Genomic DNA, 23,319 nt, shown 5'->3' on the forward strand with positions numbered 1-23,319 from the left:
GAAAAAGCAAGGAGTGGATGTCAGATGAAGGTCTTGGTGACAGGACATGGGGGCTTCGCCTTAGGCATGGCGGAAGCCAGTAGGATGATTGTAGGTGACCAGGAGCTTATCGACTGGTTGCCTTTTGAGGAAGGCACTAACCTTAGTGACTACCAAGCTCAAGTCGCTGCTAGAGTCGAGACGGATGGGGAAAAAGGGCTCTTGATTCTAACAGATTTTAAGGGGGGCACCCCCTTTAATGTTAGCATGCTGCTGTCTCAGGGGCATCCACAAGTCGCTGTTCTGGCAGGAACGAATTTGGCCATGATTATAGAAGCCATTGATCAGGCTCCCACAGCGAGTTCAGTGACTGACCTGGCGGATCACTTAGTGGTCATAGGACGCCAAGGTCTGCTTAAGGGAGTTTTGCAAGCGCGGAACTAGGCTTCCTTATCATGCGCGGCTTTTAGCTTCTAAATTTATTTCCTAGTAAATTCAAAGTAATTTCCTAAAAAAATACCTGCTTTTAGTCGCAAGAGCAGGTTATTTTAGTGTATAATAGGAAAGAATACACTGGCAAATCGATGGAGAGGAGTGGACATTATGGCAACGCTGAAAGACGTGGCCAAGAAGGCTAATGTCTCTAAAATGACGGTCTCTCGAGTAATCAATCACCCCCAACTGGTGACGGATGAGCTCAAGCAATTGGTCTATCAGGCCATGGAAGAACTCAATTATCGACCTAATATGGCGGCCAAGGCCCTAGCCCAGAACCGGACCCTAATTGTTAAGGTCTTAATTCTGGAAGAAATGGATGCGACTGAACCTTATTATATGAACCTCTTATCTGGAATTGCCAAAGGTTTAGATAAGTACCAATACTCCCTCCAACTCATGACGGAGAATACCATTGATACAGGGAATAGTGATGGTTATATTATTACGGGCATGCGAGAATCCGACTATGAATGGATTCGTAAAATTGACAAGCCCTTGATTCTCTACGGCGAGAATACCTACGGGGTGCCCTTTGTCGATTCAGATAACCGGCAGGCTGAATTTAAGGCCACTGAGTATGCCTTTAAGAAAGGCTATGACCACATTATCTTTGTTGGGATTGACGTACCAGAATACTTCGAACGCCAACGGGAGCAAGGCTATCAAGATGCTATGGCGCAACATCCAGATCACACGTCGCAAATTCACCGCATTCGGAATTCCTCGACTGCGGCAGCAGAATTGGTTGAGCGTCTGGACGCACATTTGGAACCTAACACATGCTTCGTCTGTGCCTCAGACCGCATTGCCTTAGGCATTCAGCGGGGGCTCAAGTCACTGGGCAGAACCATGCCGGACGATGTTGGGGTTATTGGCTTTGATGGGGTCTTTTTAGACCAGATTGCTAGCCCGCAGCTGACGACTGTGAAGCAGAAAGTCTTGGACATGGGAATTGCCTGTGTGGAACAGCTCATGCGCTTAATTGAGGGAGAAAGCCTCAAGGAAAGGGCCTGCTACTTTGAAGCAGATTTGGTGGAACGAGGTTCGACACGAGCCTAGGTTCTTTTACTACCTATTTAGACGGGGACATGGTAAACTAAGAATGATAAGTACCTAGAGGGGGATATAGAATATGACGGAAGAACGGCTGACGCGGACAGAGCGCATGCGTCAAGAGAAAAAGCGGGGTAAGAAGCCGACCAAGGCTGAAAAACCAGCTAAAGAAGCAAAAGTAAAGAAAGAGAAGCCGCAAAAACAAGGTAAGAAGAAGCGTAAGGGTGGCTTCTCTTGGCGGATTTTCCTAGCTGTCCTGCTCTTCTTAGCAGCAGCGGTACTCTTCTTATTGGATCCAATTAAGAACTACTTAGTGCGTCAAGGTCAAGAAACCAACGCTGTGACGGAATTAAACCGTGATAAGCGGGCTGAAATTGAGTCTAACGAGAAGAAGGAAGTAAGCTATGACTTTGGCGTTATCAAACCGCTAAACCCATATGATGTGATTTCTAGCGGCGTTAATCCTAAGGACCTACCAACAGTCGGTGGGGTAGCCATGCCAGATGTTGGCATGAACTTGCCAATTTACAAGGGTGTGACTAACGAAGGTATGTACCTAGGTGCAGGGACCTTGATGCCTAATCAGAAGATGGGGGAATCTAACTACGCCATTGCCAGTCACCACTCCATCCACAAGGGATTGTTGTTTGAACCTTTAATGCATGCCAAGGTAGGTCAAGCAGTCTACCTAACAGACTTGGATAAAGTCTATAAATATGAAATCAACTATATCGATGAAGTAGACCCAAGCCGAGTTGACTTGATTGAGCCAACTGCCAACCCAATTTTGACCATGGTGACCTGTGATTCTTCACTAACCATGCGGGTAGTGGTACAAGCTAAATTAGTGGATACTAAACCGATTGAAGAAGCAACTTCTGAAATGGTCAAAGCCTTCGAAGCTAAACAAACCATTCCAACTAATAACTAAACAATAAGAAACCCCAGACAGGATGTCTGGGGTTTCTTATCTTATATCCTAGCTAGAATGATGATGGTGGCATTGGCAGGCACCAGGTGGGCACTGGCATGCGACTGTTTGAGGAGCGGATTTGACTTGTTCTTGGAGCTGGGCAATTAAGGCCTGACAGTCAGATTGGCTGAGAGGGTTAGTGGCTAGTAAGTGGGCTAGATAGTGGGCCCGTGTTTTTGTGCAGATTGGGTCTAAGGCAGCCTGAAGGCGACCCAGTGCAGCCTCTTCTTGACTAATAGTAGCATGAAACTGGAAGGGGCTTGTGTCCTGGGCTTTATCTAGGTAGCCCTTTTGGATTAAGCGTGAGAGTAGGGACTTAATGGTTCCCACCTTCCAGTCGGTGCTGGCAGACAGGGTATCGATAAGCTGGCGGCTGGTAATACCAGGTTGCGTCCAAACGACACGCATGAGGCGCCATTCAGCTTCACTAATGTGAGGATGACCTAGCTTGGCTTGAGTGAATGTATCCGTCATAGGCGGGCTCCTTTCCGTAAATAAATTACACTTGTCATCTACTAGTCTAGAGGGTGGTTATTGGCTTGTCAAGCAAGGAGCACAAGATATAGCGCTGGGCCAAATCGCTAGGCTTGAATTAGCCTGATTTAACTAGGGTAGACAGGCTTTTCACCACTACATCTTGTGTTGTCTAGAGGAATCGTGCACTAAATGTTGGGGCTTAAGGCTTGTTTTTCGCCCCAAATATGGTAAGATAGAACATGTTGAAAAATCTATTCAGGGAGGTGTTGAAATTGCTAGTAGTCTACTTATCCATCACAGGTCAAACCCGCAAGTTTGTCAATAAATTAGACTATCCCTTGTTGGAGATTACTCCAGACTCCGTCTTCACTGAAGTCCAGGAACCCTATATTGTGGTCGTGCCGACTTATGAGAAGGAAGCAACCGAGATCGTCAATGAATTTATTGAAGTGGGCAATAACCGCCATTATTTTAAGGGCGTTGCCGGTGGTGGTAACCGCAATTTTAATACCTTATTTGGTTTTACAGCCAAGGATTTGGCCCGAGACTATCAAGTGCCTCTCTTGCACTTGTTCGAATTTCAGGGGTCCGAAAATGATGTTAATAAATTGAAAGAGAAGGTGGAACAACTTGGATAAACCAGTCTTAAAGAGTCGTCCGACTGAAGTCACTTACTTCAAACTCAATAATGAATTAAACCGTCCCGTTGATGGTAAAATCCCTCTCAACAAGGACCGGGAAGCCGTGCGTGCTTATTTCCTAGAGCACGTTAACCCTAACACGGTCTTCTTCTATTCTTTGGAAGAGAAGATTAACTACTTGGTAGATAACGACTTTATCGAACGGGAATTCATTGAGAAATACCCAATGGAGTTCATTAAGGAGCTGATTTCTAGCACCTATAAGATGAAGTTCCGCTTCAAGTCCTTCATGTCTGCCTTCAAATTCTATACCCAATATGCCTTACGGACCAACGATGGGGCCCGCTACTTAGAGCGCTATGAAGACCGTATTGCTTTTTGTGCCCTCTTCTTAGCGGACGGAGACCAGGAATTAGCAGTCCGTTTGCGGGATGAAATGATCAGCCAACGCTATCAACCCGCAACCCCAACCTTCCTCAACTCAGGGCGTAAGCGCCGTGGGGAGTTGGTTTCTTGCTTCTTAATTCAAATTTCTGACGATATGAACTCAATTGGTCGGGCTATCAACTCTGCCCTACAACTGTCTCGAATTGGTGGTGGGGTAGGGGTTAACCTGTCCAACCTACGAGCTGCTGGTGACCCGATTAAGAAGATCGAGAACGCCTCTAGTGGTGTGGTGCCGGTGATGAAGCTCTTGGAAGATAGCTTTAGCTATTCCAACCAATTAGGCCAACGTAACGGAGCCGGGGCAGTCTACCTCAATGTCTTCCACCCAGATATTGTCTCCTTCCTATCAACCAAGAAGGAAAATGCGGATGAGAAGGTGCGGGTTAAGACCCTGTCTTTAGGGGTCGTGGTACCAGATAAATTCTACGAATTAGCCGCCAAAGATGAGCCTATGTACCTCTTCAGTCCATACGATGTGGAACGCATCTATGGCCGTCCATTTGCCTATGTGGATATTACGCAAGAATACGACAACTTGGTTAACAACCCTGAAATCCGCAAATCTAAGATTTCAGCACGTGACTTGGAAAATGAGATTTCTAAGCTCCAACAAGAATCGGGCTACCCATATATCGTCAACATCGACACGGCTAACCGGACCAACCCAATTGATGGGACCATTACCATGTCCAACCTCTGTTCTGAAATCCTTCAAGTTCAACGGCCAAGCCATATTAACAACCGTCAAGAGTTTGAGGTGCTAGGGACCGACATTAGCTGTAACTTGGGTTCAACTAACATTCCAAACATGATTGAATCGCCTGACTTTGCCTCATCTGTGGAGACTGCGGTTCGGGCCTTGACCTATGTCACCGACCACTCTAACATTGAAGCAGTGCCAACGGTTAAGCACGGCAATGATTTGGCCCATACTATTGGTTTGGGCGGCATGGGCTTGCATACCCTCTTCGCCATCAACCAAATGGAATATGGCTCACCAGAATCAGTTGAATTGACTGAAGCCTACTTCTATGCCCTCAACTACTACACCTTAGTAGCTAGCAACAAGATTGCTAAGGAACGTGGCAAGAGTTTTGACAACTTCGAGAATTCTAAGTACGCGACAGGTGAGTACTTCGATGCTTATATCCAAGCACCATTCCAAGTAACTTCTGAAAAAGTGGCAGCTATCATGAGTAAGGTGGCCTTGCCAACAGCAGATGACTGGCGTGCCCTCAAGGAAGCAGTAGCGGCTCATGGCCTCTACCACCAAAACCGTCTAGCCATTGCCCCAACCGGCTCTATCTCCTATGTCAACGAGACCAGTGCTAGCTTGCACCCAATTACGCGTCTGATTGAAGAACGTCAAGAGAAGAAGACAGGGAAGACCTATTATCCAGCGCCAATGCTGTCTAACGAGACCTTACCTTACTATAAATCTGCCTATGATACCGATATGCGTAAGGTGATTGATGTCTATGCGGCGGCCCAAAAACACATCGACCAAGGCATGTCCTTAACCCTCTTCATGCGTTCAGAATTGCCAGAAGGCATGTATGAATGGAAAGAAGGCCGGACCAATAAGATGACGACACGTGACCTTAACATCTTACGTCACTATGCTTGGAAGAAGGGCATCAAGTCCATCTACTATGTACGGACCTTTACGGAAAATAACGACGAAGTCGGCAGCAACGAATGCGAAAGCTGCTCGATCTAGGAGGCGTCAGACATGACAGACAAACAATACTTTAACCAAATTCTTTCCCAGAAGAACAACATGCCAGTAGCTTACTATAAGGCCATCGACTGGAACAAGGTCGAAGACATGATTGATAAGTTAACCTGGGAAAAACTAACCGAGCAATTCTGGTTGGATACCCGGATTCCGGTTTCTAATGACTTGGATGACTGGCGGACCTTGTCCATGGCCGAGCGCGACGTAGTGGCCAAAGCCTTCGGCGGCTTGACCCTCCTGGATACCCTTCAATCTGAAGAAGGGGCGGCGCTCATGAAGGATTTTGTCCGGACCCAACACGAAGAAGCGGTCTGGAACAATATCCAGTTCATGGAATCTGTTCACGCTAAGTCTTACTCCACCATCTTCTCTACCTTAAATACCAAGGCCGAAATCGAGGAGATCTTCGAATGGACTAACACCAACGAGCAGCTCCAGTATAAGGCTAAGAAGATTAACGAAATCTACCAATCTGGCCATGGCCTCAAGATTAAGGCAGCCTCTACCATGTTAGAGACCTTCCTCTTCTACTCAGGTTTCTTCACGCCACTTTATTACTTAGGTAACAACAAGTTGGCCAACGTAGCAGAAATCATCAAGCTCATTATCCGTGACGAGTCAGTCCACGGGACCTATACAGGTTATAAATTCCAATTGGGCTACAATGAATTGCCAGAAGATCAGCAAGCGGAACTCAAGATGTGGGTCTATGAACTCTGTATGGACCTCTACCAAAATGAAGCCAAATACACCCAGTCCCTCTATGACCAAGTAGGTTGGACTGAAAAAGTTAAGGTCTTCATTCGCTATAATGCCAATAAGGCGCTTCAAAACTTAGGTTTTGATCCACTCTTCCCGGATACAGCAGAAGATGTTGATCCAATCGTCATGAACGGGATTTCGACCGGAACATCCAACCATGACTTCTTCTCACAAGTAGGTAACGGCTACCTCTTGGGTGAAGTGGAAGCAATGGATGACGAAGACTATTCTAAATGGCTATAAAAAGAAAGCTAGGACTGCGGTCCTAGCTTTTTCTTTTGACTTAATTGGCTTAGAAATTCTCTCTTACATAGGCATCTAAGGCTAAAAGGGCATCGGCCACATCGCTAGCCGTGAATTTTTGGGCCATTTGATGAATGGTTTCGCCATCTTGAGTAGCTAGGGCGCCGACTTTGACTAGGTCTTCATAGGCCACACCAGCTAATTTCACTTCTTCCAAGGTAGTTGGGAGCCCCAAGGCTTGATAGAAGCGGATGTAGCGGTCTAATTCTTCTTTAGGACGATTTTCCAATACCAATTGGGTCAGGGTCCCATAGGCTACCTTTTCCCCGTGAGTTAGACTGTGAATATCGCCATGCAAGGCAGTAAAGCCATTGTGGATAGCGTGAGCAGCAGCCAGCCCACAAGATTCAAAACCAATCCCACTCAGTAAGGTGTTCGCTTCTACCACTGCTTCTAGGGCTGGCGTCACGACCTTAGCATGGGCTGCAGCAAGCGCTTGGAGGCCATTTTCAAAGAGGGTGGCTTCGCAGGAACGGGCGATGGCTTCAGCTGCAATACTTGGACTGCCACCGGCCATGGTTGCGCCATATGCTTCAATGACAGCACGACCTTCAACCCAGGTAGCTAGGGCATCGGCAATCCCAGAAGCTAGCAGGCGCACAGGTGCTTGGGCAATGACTTGGGTGTCTACTAGGACTAGTTCAGGGTTCTTGCTGTAGAAGAGGTAACGTTCGAAGACGCCTTCTTCTGAGTAAATCACAGAGAGAGCCGAAGTAGGCGCATCAGTCGAAGCGACCGTCGGCAAGATAGCCACCGGTACCTGCAGTTTGTCAGCAATGGCTTTGGCGGTATCAATGGTCTTACCACCACCTAAACCAAGGATGACTTGAATGTCTAGGTCACGACCTACTTGGCTAACGCGGTCAATTTCCACGTCTGAAGCTTCCCCATGGAAGGCTTCGTAGTGAACAAAGGCACTGTGAGCTTTGAGGTCTTCTTCTAACTGACGGCCGGCAATTTCATAAACAGTCGAGTCGGCTAGTAGGAGTGCGCGCTTACCTAGAGCGAGAATATGGTCTAAGCCAGACTTGAGCACGCCTTTACCTTGGACATAACGAGAAGGACTTGCAAATACTTTTTCCATCAAACATCACCTTTTCTTTCTAGATTTGTGGCTGGGCCACTATAACCTCAGTCTAGCACTGGAAGGCTTGTGAAGCAAGTGAAAGACCTTTCATCTTGTGTTGTGTCCCTCGTTCACAAATTTTCTAATTTTTGTCGGGGGAAGGTCCTTTTATGACTGAGGTATAGGCAATCTCTATCTAAGTATAAACTATATTCTTAAATTCAATAAAATACCATATTTTATATAATCGACTTTCAATCTGATAACAGGAGTGCTATACTTAAAGCATAGAATTCTATGACAAACCTAGAAAGAAGGATCTGATAACATGGACTTTACAGGTAAAAGAGCCATTGTCACAGGTGGTGCCAATGGGATCGGGAAAGAAGTCGTTCGCGGTATTGTCGAAGGCGGTGGTTCCGTCATTATCGCCGATATCAATGAGGTAGCAGCTCGGGCAACCATTGCCGAATTTGGTCCAGCCGTTGATTTTGTCCACATGGATTTAAGTGACCATGAGGCCATTGAGACCGCTATGCAAAGTATTCTGTCTAGACCTGAACGCGTGGATATTCTAGTCAACTGTGCTGGGGTCATTTCTGCTAAGCCATTTGATCAATTAAGCTATGAGGAATGGGAACGTACTATCCGGATTAATCTGACCGGTTGCTTCTCTACTATCAGCCAGATTTTCCCTTATTTCAAGGAAGCGGGCGGGGGTCGTATTGTCAACGTCTCCTCAGTAGCCGCTAAATTAGGGGGTGGCCTCTTAGGGACGGCCGCCTATGCCTCTTCTAAGGCGGGCTTGAATGGGCTGACCAAAGCAATTGCCAAGGAAGGTGGTAAATACGGTATCTACTGTAATGCAGTTTGCCCATCCTTCACCCGGACTGAAATGACGACCGTCCTATCTGAAGACGCTGAAAAGAGCCAACGTGTCATCAGCATGATTCCGCTAGGCAAGCGCGCCGAACCGGTTGAAATTGCCCAAATGATTCTCTTCTTCGCCAGCGATTTAGCAAGCTTCATCACTGGGGAAATTGGCGACTGCGACGGCGGCATTACCTTAGATGGTTGATGTCTAAAAGTCCATCTATCTGAAGGGAGCCAAGCAAGATGCAAAAAGCCAAAAAATTCAAAATCCCTGGGGACATTATTATTATCCCTATGTTTATCGGCTGTGCCATTAACAGCCTGCTACCACAGGTCCTAGAAATTGGGGGATTCACCACCCCAATTGTTAAGGGGGCCGGGCCTCTAGTCGGGGCCTTCCTCTTCTTCATTGGGGGGACCATTTCCTTAAAAAATACGCCTAAAGCGGTAGGCCGCGGGGCAGCTATCATCCTATCCAAGATTACCGTCTCCGTTGTCCTAGGGCTCTTAGTAGCCAAACTCCTAGGCGATAATTTCTTGGGCCTGTCAGCCCTCGCCATCATCGGGGCCATGTCTGTGGCCAATAATGCCATGTATGCCGGCATTGTCGATGTCTACGGTAATGAAATTGACGCCGGCGCAGTGGGCATTACTACCCTTAGTGTCGGGCCGATGGTGACCATGGCGGCCTTAGCTTCAGCGGGCTTGGCTAATATTTCCATTTGGAACTTGGTCGGGACGGTCTTGCCCCTGGTCCTAGGGATTGCCCTTGGGAATGCCTTTCCTTTTATGAAGAAAGCTCTATCCAATGGGGTGCCTGCCATTATTATGATTGTAGGTTTCTGCTTGGGGGCCAACATGAGCTTCGGCCAAATTCTTGAAGGTGGTCTGCCGGGTATCCTCTTAGGGATTCTGACCACCGCGCTTGGCGGGGCAGTTGCTATCTGGGTGGACCGGTCTACAGGCGGGTCCGGGATTGCTGGTGCAGCCATTTCTAGTACGGCAGCCAGTGCCATTGCGACCCCAGCAGCCTTGGCGGCTGTGGATGCTAGTTTTAAGGGACTGGAGTCAATCGCCACAACTCAAATTACGGCCTCCGTTATCGTGACGGCTATTTTAACGCCACTCTTGACCGCTTGGGTAGCCAAACGTAATCAGGAAAAGGGCATTGACAGCAAAGCAATCTAAAAAAGGGCCAGCAGAAGATGCTGGCCTTTTTTAGTGGGTTACTTGCTCAGTGGCTGACTTGCCTTGTGGTCGTCTGAATTTGAAAGTTGACGCTTTTAACTTATAAGTAAGTGGAGGAAAGTGACTTTTCAATATGAGGAAAAAACAAACTAAGTTTAATAATTATTTCTAAGATAAAAAGCGCGCCATAGAGACGCGCTTTTTTGACTTTTTAGGAGCCCCAGAGGATTTCGCAGTGGGGACCAACTGTGTCCTGGAAGGACTCAATAGGGGGCTGGTCAGTCACAATGTAATCCAAAGCAGAGTAGTTACTGAGCTTGAAATAGTGGCTGGTATTGAACTTGGAGTGGTCAGCCAGCAAGATGGACTTGTCGGCATTAGCAATCATCTGCTGTTTAAGCATAGCCTGATTGTGGTTGGCCTCGTAGGCAGCGTAGCGATCAAGCCCGCGGCAGGAGAAGAAGGCCAGGTCGGCATGAAAGTTATTGATGAACTGGGTGGCAAAGTCACCCAAGGCGGAGTTGGTACCAAAGTCGATATGGCCACCCGATAGGAAGAGAGTGACATTTTCGAAGTTGTTGAGTATGCGCGCCGCCTCAATCCCATTGGTAATGACGCGCAGATTCTGGTGGGGGGATAGATAGGGAATGAGACTGGCAGCAGTGGTAGAGCTGTCGATGAAGATGGAGAGATTATCGGTGATAAAGGTAGAGGCAATATCGGCGATAATTTCCTTGCTTCTTTGTTCCTCATGAGCACGCGCAGAATAGGTGTACTCAATGTTGTTGCTGTTGGCTAGGCGAACTTCCCCGTGACTGCGGAGAATCTTGCCGTCGCGCTCGAGCGCAATCAAGTCGCGTCTGAGAGTAGAAGTGGAGCAGTAGACGAGTGACTCAAGTTGCGTGGTGGAGATGACTTTCTTTTTGCCGAGAATATCCATAATACGGCTCATCCGTTCAAAAGAAACCATCCATTATCCCTCCTTGATGAACAAATTTGAACACTTCTGACTATATTATAGCATTATTTTTGACCATTTACCAATAGCGCTTTCATCTATTGTAAGCGATTTTACAACGAGGTATCATTATCTTAAAGAAAGGGATGATTGTATGAATCAAGAAGAACGTTTGGTCAGAGACCAAATTTGTGACGTGTGCCACAAAATGTGGCAACTAGGTTGGGTAGCCGCCAACGACGGGAATGTCTCAGTTCGCTTATCTGACGACACGATTATCGCGACCCCAACTGGCATGAGCAAGAGCTTTATTACACCTGAGAAGCTAGTCAAGCTTAATTTGCAAGGTGAGATTTTGGAAGCCAATGAAGGCTACCGTCCATCAAGTGAGATTAAGATGCACATTCGTTGCTACCAAGAGCGTGACGACGTCAAAGCAGTCGTTCATGCCCATCCACCAATTGCCACAGCCTTTGCCTTGGCTCACATTCCGCTAGACAGCTACTCACTGATCGAATCAGCCATTGTCATCGGTTCTATTCCAATCACACCATTCGGGGTGCCATCGACTATGGAAGTGCCAGATGCCATCACCCCATACCTACCAGAACATGATGTCATGCTCTTAGAAAACCATGGGGCTTTAACAGTAGGGAGTGACGTCATCACCGCTTACTACCGCATGGAAACACTAGAACTGGTTGCTAAGTCTACCTTCCATGCGCGTCTCTTAATCTCAACAAAGGGGATTGAAGAAGACGAAATCGCCCGGCCAACCCTAGAGCGACTTTTCGCTATGCGGGCTAACTATAAGGTAACCGGCCGCCATCCGGGCTATAAGAAATACAATGCGGATGGAACAGTTAGAGAATTGGAGGAATAATCATGAGTCAACATCCACGTATTGGGATTCGCCCTACAATTGACGGTCGTCGCCAAGGCGTAAGGGAATCCCTCGAAGTCCAAACCATGAACATGGCCAAGAGTGTGGCTGAGTTGATCAGCAGCACACTCAAGTATCCTGACGGCCAACCGGTTGAATGTGTTATCTCACCTTCAACGATTGGACGGGTGCCAGAAGCAGCCGCTTCTCACGAACTCTTCAAGAAATCCAATGTCTGTGCAACCCTTACCGTGACCCCTTGCTGGTGCTACGGGAGCGAGACGATGGATATGTCACCAGATATTCCACATGCCATCTGGGGCTTCAACGGGACTGAACGTCCGGGCGCTGTTTACTTAGCCGCTGTTTTAGCTTCTCATGCGCAAAAGGGGATCCCAGCCTTCGGTATTTACGGTCACGACGTACAAGAAGCCGATGATACTGAAATTCCTGCTGACGTTAAGGAAAAGATTCTACGTTATGCGCGGGCTGCTTTAGCAACCGGCCATATGCGCGACACGGCTTATCTGTCAATGGGGAGTGTCTCCATGGGGATTGGCGGGTCTATCGTCGACCCAGACTTCTTCCAAGAATACTTGGGTATGCGTAATGAATCGGTCGACATGACTGAATTCACCCGTCGGATTGACCGCGGTATCTATGATCCAGAAGAATTTGAACGTGCCATGACCTGGGTTAAAGCTCATATCAAAGAAGGCCAAGACCGCAACCGTCAAGACTTAGTTCTTTCACCAGAAGAAAAAGCCAAACAATGGGAATTCGTCGTTAAGATGTTCATGATTGGTCGCGACCTCATGCAAGGTAACCCTCGCTTAGCAGAACTAGGTTTTGAAGAAGAAGCGGTGGGCCACCACGCCCTAGTGGCTGGTTTCCAAGGTCAACGTCAATGGACTGACCACTTCCCTAACGGGGACTTCATGGAAACCTTCCTTAACACTCAATTTGACTGGAACGGTATCCGTAAGCCTTATATCTTCGCCACTGAAAATGATGCCCTCAACGGCGTGTCCATGCTCTTCAACTATCTCTTGACCAATACGCCACAAATCTTCGCTGACGTACGGACCTACTGGAGTCCTGAAGCAGTAGAACGGGTAACCGGTCATAAGTTAGAAGGTCATGCAGCGAATGGTTTCCTTCATTTGATTAACTCTGGCTCATGTACGCTCGATGGTACCGGCCAAGCAAGTCGTGATGGGCAAGCCGTGATTAAGCCATTCTGGGAATTGGAACAAAGCGAAGTCGATGCCATGTTGGCGAACACAGACTTCCCACCAGCTAACCGCGAATACTTCCGTGGCGGTGGCTTCTCAACTCGCTTCTTGACTAAGGGTGGCATGCCAGTGACCATGGTTCGCCTCAACCTCCTCAAGGGCGTGGGACCAGTCTTACAAATTGCGGAAGGTTACACCTTAGAATTGCCAGACCAAGTACACCACACCTTAGATAACCGGACCGATCCAGGCTGGCCAACCACTTGGTTCGCACCACGCTTGACCGGCAAGGGTGCCTTCACTTCTGTCTATGATGTCATGAATAACTGGGGCGCTAACCACGGGGCTATCTCTTACGGCCACATTGGGGCAGACCTGATCACCTTAGCATCCATGTTACGGATTCCAGTCAACATGCACAACGTAGCAGAAGAAGATATCTTCCGTCCTAAGAACTGGAGTCTCTTCGGTACAGAAGATTTGGAAGCAGCAGACTATCGCGCTTGCCAAACCTTAGGCCCAATTCATAAGTAGTTAAGCACTTGGCGTCAGCGGGGCTGGGTTTCAGCAAGCTAGCTCCCAGGACGCTGCTTTAAGAAAAGGAGGGTCACCATGACCAAAACGATTATCTTAGCCTGCGTGGGTGGGCTGACCACTTCAATGTTGGTTGAACGCATCAATGAAACCATCCACAAGGATCAACTGGACTACTCTTTCTATTCAGTTGGGATTACCGGGATTAACAACCTCAAGAATATTGATGTCTTACTCCTCAGCCCACAATTAGCCTATTTAGAAGAAAAAGCTAAGGCTAATCTATCTGTCCCTGTAGGGGTCATTTCAGATTCAGACTTCGAATTAATGCAAGGGGAAGCGGTGCTCCGTCAGGCCGAAACCTTGATGGGCGTCAGCCATGAGTGAGGAAGTCCAAGCAACAAGCCCAAGTCAAGCCTTGATGCAGCTGATTCTCAAATCCTCTAAGGCCACAGGTCAAGTCTTGGCCGCCATTCAGGCCGCCCAAGAGGGAGATGCAGCGGCTAGTCAAGACTTGTTGACTCAAGCCCAAGCCCTCAATATGGAGGCGCATAACCTTCAGACGGGTCTAATTCAATCGGAGCTTCAAGGCCAGGAAGCGCCTGTCAGCCTCTTAGCCGTTCATGCTCAGGATCACTTTATGAACAGCCACTTATTGGTGCAAGTTGCCGATATCCTGATTGGCCAAGCTCAGACCATCAAGACCCTAGAAGAAAAGTTAGAAAAATTGGAACAAAAAGTAGGTGAAATTGCATGAGTCATCCAGTCATATTAGAAATGAAAGGCATCGTCAAGAGCTTTGGTCCTGTCAAGGCGCTCAAGGGCGTCGATTTCGACTTACGGGCCGGCGAAGTGCATGCCTTAATGGGTGAAAATGGGGCTGGTAAGTCCACCCTCATGAAGGTCCTGACCGGGATATACGGTGCCAACGAAGGTACCATCCTCTACCAAGGTAAGCCGGTTGCCTTCACTCGTCCTATTGATGCCATGGATGCCGGGATTGTCATCGTCCACCAGGAATTGAATATGATGAACCACCTGAGTGTGGCCCAAAATATCTTCATCGGACGAGAAACGGTTAAGAACCACTTCTTCTTGGACGACGGTGCTAGCATTAAGAAGGCCAAGGAACTCTTTGACCTCTTGAAGCTAGATATTAACCCCTCAGAGAAAGTGGGCAACCTGACCGTTGGTAAGCAGCAAATGGTCGAAATTGCCAAGGCCCTATCCATGGAAGCCAAGGTCATTGTCTTCGACGAACCAACAGCTGCCCTGACCGAATCCGAAATCAATGAGCTCTTCGTCATTATTGATGATTTACGGGCCAAAGGTGTCGGCATTATCTATATTTCCCACCGGATGGATGAAATCGCGCGGATTACCGACCGCGTAACGGTCATGCGGGACGGGGAATATGTCGGAACCGTTAATACCAAAGACACGACCAAGGATGAAATTATCGCCATGATGGTTGGTCGGACTATTTATGAAGATCCAAAGGCTGCCTCGACGGTGGCACCGGACGCGCCAGTGGTGCTTGAAGTAGAACATCTCAATGCTGGCTCCAGTGTCAAAGACGTCAGCTTCAAGTTACACAAGGGTGAAATTCTTGGCTTCTCTGGCCTCATGGGGGCAGGGCGTACCGAAGTAGCGCGGCTCTTGTTTGGTGCAGACCAAAAAGACAGCGGTACCATCCGCATCAAGGGCAAGGAAGTGACCATCAAGTCACCACAAGATGCCATTGCCAATGGGATTGGCTATCTGTCAGAAGACCGCAAGCGTTATGGCTGTATCGTGGATATGACCATCGCCAACAATACGGTCATGACTAACCTAGATGCCTACATTCACTCGGGTCTCATCAACGATGGGGAAATCGTCAAAGCCAGCGACCGCTTCGTCGCTTCTCTTAAGACCAAGACCCCATCCTCCAAGCAGCTGGTTCGCAACCTATCCGGGGGGAACCAACAAAAAGTCGTTATCGCTAAGTGGTTGGAACAGAACAGTGACATCCTAATCTTCGACGAACCAACCCGTGGGATTGACGTCGGGGCTAAGAGTGAAATCTACCGTCTCATGAATGATTTGGTTGCCCAAGGCAAATCCATCATTATGATTTCTTCAGAATTAACCGAAGTTTTGCGGATGAGTGACCGAATTGTCGTCATGTGCGAAGGCAGAAAAACCGGTGAGCTCGACATCAGCCAGGCAACTCAAGAACGGATTCTGGCCTTGGCGACTGACCGCTAGACTAGCAGATAGAGGTGTATAAGCATGAAAGATCAACAGTCCTTATGGATGAAACTAGAAAAAACAGTTGGCTTACAAAAGCTGATTGCGCTGATTGCCCTGATTGTCATCTTTGGCTTCTTCGCAATTTCCAGCGAATCCTTCCGCTCGTTTGATACAGCGGTCAGCATCTTAGATGCGTCTTACTACATTGGGTTCCTAGCCATTGGGGTAACCTTCGTTATCATTACCTCAGGGATTGACTTATCAATTGGGACGGTGATGATGTGCTCGGCCATTATTGGTGGGGTCCTTCATACCAAACTAGGCTGGCCACTCTGGCTTTCACTTTTGGCAATCTTAGTGATAGGGGGTGTATTCGGTTTATTTAACGGGATTCTGATTGCCAAATTCGGTTTGCCACCATTTATTGCGACCTTAGGTACCATGATGATTTCACGGGGGCTTTCTTCCATCGTCTCCAACGTTCAGAGTGTGACCTTCCCATTACGGGGTACAGGCGAAGGCTGGTACAAGGACTTGTTCCGGACCAAGGAAAACTTCCCAACTGGTTTGATTGTCCTCATTATCATCGCCATCATCGCTGCCATTGTCCTTAATAAGACTAAGATTGGGCGTTATATCTTCGCCATCGGGTCTAACAAGGAAGCAACCCGCTTATCTGGGGTTAACGTCATTAAATGGGAAGCCATGGCTTATGTCATCAGTGGTCTCTTCGCAGGTCTAGCAGGGATTGCCTATGCAGCGACTTATTCTACTATCTTACCAGGTACCGGGAACGGGATGGAACTTGATGCCATCGCCGGTGTCGTGGTCGGGGGTACTTCCTTGGCCGGTGGGGTCGGGTCAGTACTTGGGACCATTATTGGGGTCTTCATTATGTCAGTCCTCAAGATTGGTTTGCCATATATCGACTTACAACCACACTACCAATTATTCATTACTGGTTTCGTCGTGATTATCGCAGTCTACTCCGATATCTTGATTCGTCAAAACAAGAAAAAATAGGATCAAGGGGTCAGATGGCTATGGCCTAGTCGTTATGAGGGATTAAGGTCATGGGTCACAACTCTAAAATACACAAAAAAAAGGAGCAACCTATTATGAAAAAGTCATTTAAACTTGCTATCGCAGCTTTTGCATCCTTATTAACCTTGGGTGGTGTCTCCAGCACTGGCTTCGTTGCACATGCTGAAGAAACCCGCGTAGAAGTTATCGCCAAAGGTTTCCAACATGACTTCTGGAAAGCTGTTAACAAAGGGGCTGAAAAAGCTGCTAGCGAATTAGGTGCTAAGATCAACTTCGTTGGGCCACAAAACGAAACAGCGATTGCAGAACAATTGGAACAATTGAACAACGCCATTAACAAGAACCCTAAAGCCATTGCTTTAGCAGCTTTGGATACAGAAGCTGAATTAGATGCTATCAACATGGCGCTCAGCAAAAACATTCCAATCATTGGGTTTGACTCTGGGGTTCCAGGGGCACCAGAAGGGGCGATTAAGGCAACTGCTTCAACTGACAACCACGCAGCAGGTGGGAATGCAGCTGAACACCTATTCCCAATGTTAGAAGGTAAGGTCAAAGACAAACCAGTTCGTATTGGGGTTATCTCTCAAGAAGCCAACTCACTCTCTATCACGCAACGTACTTCTGGTTTCATCGACAAGATGGTCGAACTCTTTGAGAAGAAGGGCGTTAAAGTAGCCGTTGTCGGTCACGATAAGTTCAAGAACGATGTAGCGGAAGCAGACGCCAAAGTCATTATCGAAGTACGGGTACCTGCTCAAGTAGACGATGCGGCTGGTAAGACAGAAGCTTCTACTGTCTTAGAAAAAGCAGATACTATTGCGATCTATGGTTCTAACGAATTTGCAGCCAAGGCCATCATCAACGCTAACGGTGGTTTCTCTGAATCCAAATTAGGAGCAGACAAGATCTTAGCAGTTGGTTTTGACTCTGGGGCACTCCAACAAGATGCTATCCGTAAAGGTATCTTCGTTGGTTCTGTTACCCAAGACCCAATCCAAATCGGTTACCAAGCAGTGAAATTAGCAGTTGAAGCAGCTCAAGGTAAAGAAGTCAAAGACGTGGATACTGGGTCCAAGTGGTATGACGCTAAGAACATCGACTCTGATGAAATCAAAGCCCTCTTATATGAATAAGAAAACCATGTAAACTCTAGTGGAGGCGAATGCCATGACGCGCATGAAACTTTTGGCCATTGACCTGGGGGCGAGCTCAGGTCGCGTAATGCAAGCCATTTATGATGGACAGACCCTCCAACTCACTGAGGTGCACCGGTTCGCTAACGAACCGGTCAGCCTCAATGATGGCTTGTACTGGAATATTTTACACTTACAAAACGAAATCAAACGCGGCATCAAGAAGGCGACTCAAGTCGATGATATTCCCATTCGTTCTATTTCGGTAGATACCTGGGGTGTCGACTATGCCTATTTGGATCAAGCGGGAGATATGATTTACCTGCCACACTGCTATCGTGATAACCGCATGGGTTCTTATGAAGCAGACTTCTATCAAGCTATGGCGCCAGAAAAGCTCTTTGACTTGACGGGGGTTCAGCCAGCGACCATCAACTCGGTCCTACAGCTCTATGCGGACTTGCAGGAAAAACCACATCTCAAGCAAATCGCCCAAAAGGTCCTCTTTATGCCGGATTTGATTAACTATCTACTCTGTGGGGTAGCGGCAACCGAATATACGATTGCCAGCACCTCAGGTTTGTTATCATCCAGTCACCCGGGGAGCTTCGAAGACAAGGTCTTAGACAGCTTCGGGATTCCAAAAGACTGGTTCGGGCAAGTGACCAAAGGCGGGCGCATCTTGCGCCAATTATCGCCACGCATTACTCAAGAGCTCAAGATTGAGCCTTTTGACGTGATCGCAGGGGCGGGCCATGATACAGCCGCGGCTGTGTTGGCTATCCCTTATGCCAGCGACCAACCAACGGCCTTTATCTCTTGCGGGACCTGGTCCTTGGTAGGCTTGGAGTCGGATCAACCGGTCTTGAGTGCAGCTGCTTATGAAGCTGGCTTAACCAATGAAGGCTGCTTCGACGGTCGCTATCGTCTGCTCAAGAACACCACTGGCCTGTGGATTCTGCAAGAATTGCAACGTGATTGGCGCTTGCAGGGTGAGGAACTATCCTTCGCTCAAATGGCCGAATTAGCTCAAGCAGTGACCGACAACCAAACCTGGATTAATCCAAATGATGCGATTTTTGCTTCGCCTCATGATATGGAAGCTAAGATTAAGGAACGTTGTCGTCTGACCAACCAAGCGGTTCCTCAAACCAAGGGACATGTGGTCAGAGTAGTCTTAGAAAGTTTGGCCCTTGCTTATCGGCAGACCTTGGATCAGTTGGAGCAACTGACTGGCCAAAGCATCGACGCCATTCATATGGTGGGCGGCGGGATTCAAAATCGCTTGCTCTGTCAGTTAACGGCTAACTTCTCCGGGCGTCCTGTCCGGACGGGGCCTATTGAGGGCAGTGCCCTGGGCAATATCTTAGCTCAACTCTTGACCTTGGGTGAGATTAAGACCCGCCATGAGGCCCAAACCTTAATTAAAAACAGTGAAACAACACATGATTATGAGGTAGCGGACTTGCCTAATCGTGACCAAATCTATGCTCGCTACCTAGAATTGACGAAAGGTGGTCAATAAATGCTTAAACATATACCAGCTATTTTGAGTCCAGACTTAGTCAAATATTTGATGGAAATGGGTCATGGAGACGAATTAGTCATTGCGGACGCCAACTTCCCGGCTCATCGCTTGGGCCAGCGTGTCATTCGCGCTGATGGTCATGGGGTTCCAGAACTCTTGGACGCCATTCTGACCCTCCTGCCTTTGGATCCTTACAGTGATTACCAAGCAGGTCTAATGCAGGTGGTGCCAGGGGACCCAACGGTTCCGGTCATCTGGGAGGACTACAAGGCCATCCTAGACCGTCAGACCCAAGACCAAGGCTATCAAATCAAAGAAATCGAGCGGTTTGCCTTCTATGAACAAGCCAAAGATGCTTATCTCGTAATCCAAAGCGGGGAGACCGCCCTATACGGCAATATCATTTTGAAAAAAGGCGTGCTCTAGCCACGTCAAAAATTGCAATAGGAGTGAACAATTATGTCAACATTTTATGTACCAGCTATTAACTTAATCGGTAAAGGGGTGATTAATGAAGTTGGTTCTTACGTCAAAGAATTAGGCTACAAGAAAGCTCTCTTAGTAACGGATACCTTCATTGCTTCTAGCGATATCTTACCTAAGGTGACTAAACCTTTAGATGCAGAAGGAATCAACTATGTAGTCTTCTCAGATGTCGATCCTAACCCTTCATGTAAGAATGTCTGGGATGGTCTTAAGGCCTTACAAGAAAACAACTGTGACTTCATTATTTCACTCGGTGGTGGTTCACCACAAGACGCAGCTAGCTGTATCTCGGTTATGGCAACCAATGGTGGTAAGCCTCAAGACTACGAAGGTTTGCACAAATCAGCTAAGAAAGGTTTGCCAGTTGTGGCCATCAACACAACGGCTGGGACTTCTGCTGAAATTACCATTAACTATGTCATTACCGACGAAGAACGTAAGGTTAAAATGGTCATGGTTGACAAGAATAGTTTGGCGCTGATCTCTGTTAACGACCCTGAATTAATGGTATCTAAACCAGCAGCTCTAACGGCTGCAACCGGTATGGATGCCTTGACTCACGCGGTAGAAGCCTTGGTAACACCAGGTGCTTATGGCGTCACCAAGAAACTCTCGATCGGGGCAATCGAATTAATCAAGGAATTCTTGCCACGAGCAGTGAAGGATGGGCATGATATCGAAGCCCGTGAAGGCATGGTCAACGCTATCTTCTTAGGTGGTATGTCCTTCAACAACGCTGGTTTAGGTTACGTCCACTCCATGGCTCACCAACTAGGGGCAGTTTATCATTTACCACACGGTGTCTGCTGTGCCATGTTATTACCAGTGATCGAACGTGAAAATGCTAAGCGCGTACCAGCGGCCTTCCGTGATGTGGCTAAGGCTTTAGGTTTACAAGTTGAAGGTAAATCAGATGAAGAATGCGCTGCTTATGCTATTAGTGAAATCGAAAAATTGTCTGAAACAGTGGGGATTCCTAAGAAGTTAACCGAACTAGGTATTGAAGAAAAAGACTTCGACTTCGAATATCTATCCAAGAATGCCATGATTGATGCCTGCGCACCAGGTAACCCATTCACCCCAACCTTGGAAGAAACCATTGCCTTCTATAAGGAACTCTTCTAGGACCTAACTAGCAAAGATTGATAAGCACCCCATGGCCAAGTTGGGGTGCTTGTTTTAGTTTATGGGAGCCTTATAACTATTGCCTATAACACATGCTAGATTTTTCGTCTAACAGCATAGCTTGACCCTGGCTTAGGACTTAGGTATAGTGAAAACATAGGAAACACGTTGAAGAGAAGAGTAGGGATCAATCCTTGTCTAGAGAGCTTGTGGCGGGTGGAAGCAAGCCTAGGATCTCCTTACAAATGGTCTCAGAGTGGGCGCTTGGCTTAAACCAACGCACGGGGGCACCCGTTACCATGACAGAGTCCTAGCGGACTCACAGAGGCCTTGTCGGTGACGGCAGGGTGAATGAAGGTGGTACCACGAGTGACGCTCGTCCTTTTCCCTAGGGGAGGACGGGCTTTTTTTGTCTTCTCCCGTCAAAAATCAGCCATCAAAGGAGAATCACATATGTCCATTAAAAGTTTTGCCAAGAAAATTACCCTTACCACACTCGCTGCCCTTAGCTTATTTGGCGCGGCCCTGCCTGCATCTGCTGCGACTAAGGTTACGGTCAGCAGTATTGGCTCTGACTACGATGTCTGGAAGTTCATTGCTGAGTCAGAAGAAGCCAAGAAAGCAGGCCTAGAGATTGAGGTCAAAGAAATTGATGGGGGCTTGCCACTTAACAAGTCTGTAGCGGATGGTATCGTGGATGCCAATGCCTTCCAGTCTTTGGGTTACTTAGACGCCTTCAATAAGGAATCCGACAATGCTTTGGTACCGATTGGGACAACCTATATCGAGCCAATGGGGATTTATTCTAAGAAATACAAGAAGATTGAGGAAGTCAAGGAAGGAGCTGTGGTGGCCTTGGCTGATAACCCAGCCAACACTACTCGAGCTTTGCGCTTGCTTGAATCAGCTGGGCTAATCAAGCTCAAACCTGACTTTGATGATGGCGTGGGGACACCCGATGATGTCATTGAAAACCCTAAGAAGCTAGAATTCAAATTAATTGATGACACCACTGCGGTTCGGGTCTTAGACGATGTGGACCTCTCCATTATCGGTAACACCATTGCTTTGGAAGGCGGCCTTAACGTTCTCAAGGATGCCATCTACAAGGAAGAAATCAACGACTCAACCAAGTCACGTATTAACGTTATCGCCGTCAAGAAAGGCCGCGAGAAAGACGAGAAGCTACTTAAACTAGTGGAACTCTACCACACTCCTAAGGTCCAAGAATTCATTAAGGAAAAATTCGAGGGTACCAAGGTAGAAGTGAAAAAAGACATTAAAGATGTCTGGAAGGAAGCTGAATAATGAAAGTAGCCATCGTAGCCGCCATGCAGGAAGAGTTGGCGCCTTTCCGCCAACATTTTGGAGCCAAGCAGCTAGTCTTTGAACAGGCTAAGACTCGCATAGAAGCGGTCAACCCACCTGAGGGGACCGAGATTAGTCAGCTCTACTTAGTAGAGTCTGGCATTGGAAAGGCTAATGCTGCCGCCTGCGCTGCCTGGCTCTTAAGCCAGGTAAGGCCAGACCTAGTCATCAATACTGGGTCGACGGGGTGCTTTGAGCCAAGCGTGGCCTTAGGTGACGTAGTCGTGAGTGACCGTTTTGTCTATAGCGATGTGGATGCTACAGGCTTCGATTACGCTTGGGGGCAGGTGCCACAAATGCCAGCCCATTACCCGGTTGCAGCTGACTTGCTGACTAATCTGCTGGCCCATTTCCAAGGGGCAGGAAAGTCCTATCAGGTTCATGTGGGCACCATTGCGACGTCAGATTCTTTTATGAGCGATCCACAGAGGGTAGCGGAAATCCTGGAACGGCAACCAGGCCTCCTAGCTTCTGATATGGAGAGTGCCGCCCTAGCTCAGGTCCTAGCAAGTTCAGCTTGTCAGGTTCTCAACATTCGGGGCATCTCTGATCATGTTGGCGCCCATGCTCCTCAACTCTTCAAGGATAGTCTGGCACTAGCTGCTCAGAACGCTTTTGATGCGGTACTGACTGTTCTCTATCAAGAAAACTAAGAAAAGTCGAGACTCAGGTCTCGGCTTTTTATTTGTTCTAAAGGAGCGACAATGGGCTATAGGACGCTTTTGTCTTGTTTGGGTTGTCAAAAAATCATTTTAAAAAAAGAGGCATAAAAGGCGGTCTTGCTCACTT

The 23,319-nt window shown here is 47.7% G+C and carries 23 protein-coding genes; 20 read left to right on the forward strand and 3 right to left on the reverse strand.

From position 1 onward, the window contains the following. The first annotated feature begins 24 nt into the window (after positions 1 to 24). From ACO53F_RS03835 to ACO53F_RS03845, 3 genes are all read left to right on the forward strand, one after another. Positions 25 to 423: a PTS sugar transporter subunit IIA gene (locus tag ACO53F_RS03835; RefSeq protein ID WP_485137375.1), complete on the forward strand. Its 399-nt coding sequence runs from the start codon at positions 25 to 27 to the stop codon at positions 421 to 423. Positions 424 to 582: 159 nt separating this feature from the next. Next, entirely contained in the window at positions 583 to 1,536 is a 954-nt protein-coding gene (locus ACO53F_RS03840) for a LacI family DNA-binding transcriptional regulator (RefSeq protein ID WP_485137376.1), read from the forward strand. 73 nt (positions 1,537 to 1,609) lie between these two features. Beyond that, positions 1,610 to 2,461 (forward strand): class A sortase, encoded by an 852-nt coding sequence (locus ACO53F_RS03845; RefSeq protein ID WP_485137377.1) that lies wholly within the window; start codon positions 1,610 to 1,612, stop codon positions 2,459 to 2,461. A 48-nt stretch (positions 2,462 to 2,509) separates the two neighbouring features. Here ACO53F_RS03845 and ACO53F_RS03850 read toward each other — a convergent pair whose 3' ends face one another. Beyond that, positions 2,510 to 2,977, reverse strand: a complete 468-nt coding sequence (locus ACO53F_RS03850) for a BlaI/MecI/CopY family transcriptional regulator (RefSeq protein ID WP_485137378.1) — start codon at positions 2,975 to 2,977, stop codon at positions 2,510 to 2,512. A 242-nt stretch (positions 2,978 to 3,219) separates the two neighbouring features. On the opposite strand from ACO53F_RS03850, the gene nrdI reads away from it, so the two are divergent. From nrdI to nrdF, 3 genes are read left to right on the forward strand one after another with little or no spacing between them, the layout of a single operon-like run. Next, positions 3,220 to 3,618: a class Ib ribonucleoside-diphosphate reductase assembly flavoprotein NrdI gene (gene nrdI / locus ACO53F_RS03855; RefSeq protein WP_485137379.1), complete on the forward strand. Its 399-nt coding sequence runs from the start codon at positions 3,220 to 3,222 to the stop codon at positions 3,616 to 3,618. Next, the gene (nrdE, locus tag ACO53F_RS03860) at positions 3,611 to 5,788 is read left to right on the forward strand and encodes a class 1b ribonucleoside-diphosphate reductase subunit alpha (RefSeq protein ID WP_485137380.1); all 2,178 of its coding nucleotides are present in this window, start codon (positions 3,611 to 3,613) and stop codon (positions 5,786 to 5,788) included. Before nrdI ends, nrdE begins: the two co-directional genes overlap by 8 nt. 12 nt (positions 5,789 to 5,800) lie before the next feature. Continuing rightward, complete coding sequence (nrdF, locus tag ACO53F_RS03865; protein WP_180363301.1) at positions 5,801 to 6,811, forward strand: class 1b ribonucleoside-diphosphate reductase subunit beta; 1,011 nt, start codon at positions 5,801 to 5,803, stop codon at positions 6,809 to 6,811. A 49-nt stretch (positions 6,812 to 6,860) separates the two neighbouring features. Here nrdF and ACO53F_RS03870 read toward each other — a convergent pair whose 3' ends face one another. Further along, a complete protein-coding gene (locus ACO53F_RS03870; RefSeq protein WP_485137381.1) occupies positions 6,861 to 7,955 on the reverse strand; it encodes a glycerol dehydrogenase in 1,095 nt (364 codons plus the stop codon). 310 nt (positions 7,956 to 8,265) lie between these two features. Here ACO53F_RS03870 and ACO53F_RS03875 point away from each other — a divergent pair, with 310 nt between their 5' ends. After that, the gene (locus ACO53F_RS03875; RefSeq protein ID WP_485137382.1) at positions 8,266 to 9,015 is read left to right on the forward strand and encodes an SDR family NAD(P)-dependent oxidoreductase; all 750 of its coding nucleotides are present in this window, start codon (positions 8,266 to 8,268) and stop codon (positions 9,013 to 9,015) included. A 38-nt stretch (positions 9,016 to 9,053) separates the two neighbouring features. Next, positions 9,054 to 9,998, forward strand: a complete 945-nt coding sequence (locus ACO53F_RS03880) for a 2-keto-3-deoxygluconate permease (RefSeq protein WP_485137383.1) — start codon at positions 9,054 to 9,056, stop codon at positions 9,996 to 9,998. Positions 9,999 to 10,209: 211 nt separating this feature from the next. Here ACO53F_RS03880 and ACO53F_RS03885 read toward each other — a convergent pair whose 3' ends face one another. Continuing rightward, entirely contained in the window at positions 10,210 to 10,968 is a 759-nt protein-coding gene (locus tag ACO53F_RS03885) for a DeoR/GlpR family DNA-binding transcription regulator (protein ID WP_485137384.1), read from the reverse strand. Positions 10,969 to 11,110: 142 nt separating this feature from the next. On the opposite strand from ACO53F_RS03885, the gene ACO53F_RS03890 reads away from it, so the two are divergent. The 12 genes from ACO53F_RS03890 to mtnN all read left to right on the forward strand — a co-directional run bounded on the left by ACO53F_RS03890 (position 11,111) and on the right by mtnN (position 23,183). Then, positions 11,111 to 11,839: a class II aldolase/adducin family protein gene (locus ACO53F_RS03890; protein ID WP_023391011.1), complete on the forward strand. Its 729-nt coding sequence runs from the start codon at positions 11,111 to 11,113 to the stop codon at positions 11,837 to 11,839. A 2-nt stretch (positions 11,840 to 11,841) separates the two neighbouring features. Beyond that, the gene (locus tag ACO53F_RS03895) at positions 11,842 to 13,608 is read left to right on the forward strand and encodes an L-fucose isomerase (RefSeq protein ID WP_298076978.1); all 1,767 of its coding nucleotides are present in this window, start codon (positions 11,842 to 11,844) and stop codon (positions 13,606 to 13,608) included. Between the two features lie 78 nt (positions 13,609 to 13,686). After that, positions 13,687 to 13,995: a PTS sugar transporter subunit IIB gene (locus ACO53F_RS03900; RefSeq protein WP_023391013.1), complete on the forward strand. Its 309-nt coding sequence runs from the start codon at positions 13,687 to 13,689 to the stop codon at positions 13,993 to 13,995. Continuing rightward, complete coding sequence (locus ACO53F_RS03905) at positions 13,988 to 14,365, forward strand: PTS lactose/cellobiose transporter subunit IIA (RefSeq protein WP_485137385.1); 378 nt, start codon at positions 13,988 to 13,990, stop codon at positions 14,363 to 14,365. The genes ACO53F_RS03900 and ACO53F_RS03905 overlap by 8 nt, the downstream gene beginning before the upstream one ends. Continuing rightward, positions 14,362 to 15,858: a sugar ABC transporter ATP-binding protein gene (locus ACO53F_RS03910; protein WP_454920633.1), complete on the forward strand. Its 1,497-nt coding sequence runs from the start codon at positions 14,362 to 14,364 to the stop codon at positions 15,856 to 15,858. The genes ACO53F_RS03905 and ACO53F_RS03910 overlap by 4 nt, the downstream gene beginning before the upstream one ends. A gap of 24 nt (positions 15,859 to 15,882) precedes the next feature. Then, entirely contained in the window at positions 15,883 to 16,866 is a 984-nt protein-coding gene (locus ACO53F_RS03915) for an ABC transporter permease (protein ID WP_070756093.1), read from the forward strand. A 95-nt stretch (positions 16,867 to 16,961) separates the two neighbouring features. After that, entirely contained in the window at positions 16,962 to 18,023 is a 1,062-nt protein-coding gene (locus tag ACO53F_RS03920; protein ID WP_485137386.1) for a substrate-binding domain-containing protein, read from the forward strand. A 34-nt stretch (positions 18,024 to 18,057) separates the two neighbouring features. Then, entirely contained in the window at positions 18,058 to 19,548 is a 1,491-nt protein-coding gene (locus ACO53F_RS03925) for a rhamnulokinase (RefSeq protein WP_485137387.1), read from the forward strand. Then, positions 19,549 to 19,977 (forward strand): RbsD/FucU family protein, encoded by a 429-nt coding sequence (locus ACO53F_RS03930; RefSeq protein ID WP_291454007.1) that lies wholly within the window; start codon positions 19,549 to 19,551, stop codon positions 19,975 to 19,977. A 33-nt stretch (positions 19,978 to 20,010) separates the two neighbouring features. After that, a complete protein-coding gene (locus tag ACO53F_RS03935; protein WP_485137388.1) occupies positions 20,011 to 21,162 on the forward strand; it encodes an iron-containing alcohol dehydrogenase in 1,152 nt (383 codons plus the stop codon). 453 nt (positions 21,163 to 21,615) lie between these two features. Next, the gene (locus ACO53F_RS03940; RefSeq protein WP_485137389.1) at positions 21,616 to 22,470 is read left to right on the forward strand and encodes a MetQ/NlpA family ABC transporter substrate-binding protein; all 855 of its coding nucleotides are present in this window, start codon (positions 21,616 to 21,618) and stop codon (positions 22,468 to 22,470) included. Continuing rightward, positions 22,470 to 23,183 carry a 5'-methylthioadenosine/S-adenosylhomocysteine nucleosidase gene (gene mtnN, locus ACO53F_RS03945; protein WP_485137390.1) on the forward strand — a complete coding sequence of 238 codons (714 nt, stop codon included), beginning with the start codon at positions 22,470 to 22,472 and terminating at the stop codon, positions 23,181 to 23,183. Before ACO53F_RS03940 ends, mtnN begins: the two co-directional genes overlap by 1 nt. Positions 23,184 to 23,319: the final 136 nt, after the last annotated feature.

It is taken from the genome of Abiotrophia sp., from assembly GCF_057275535.1.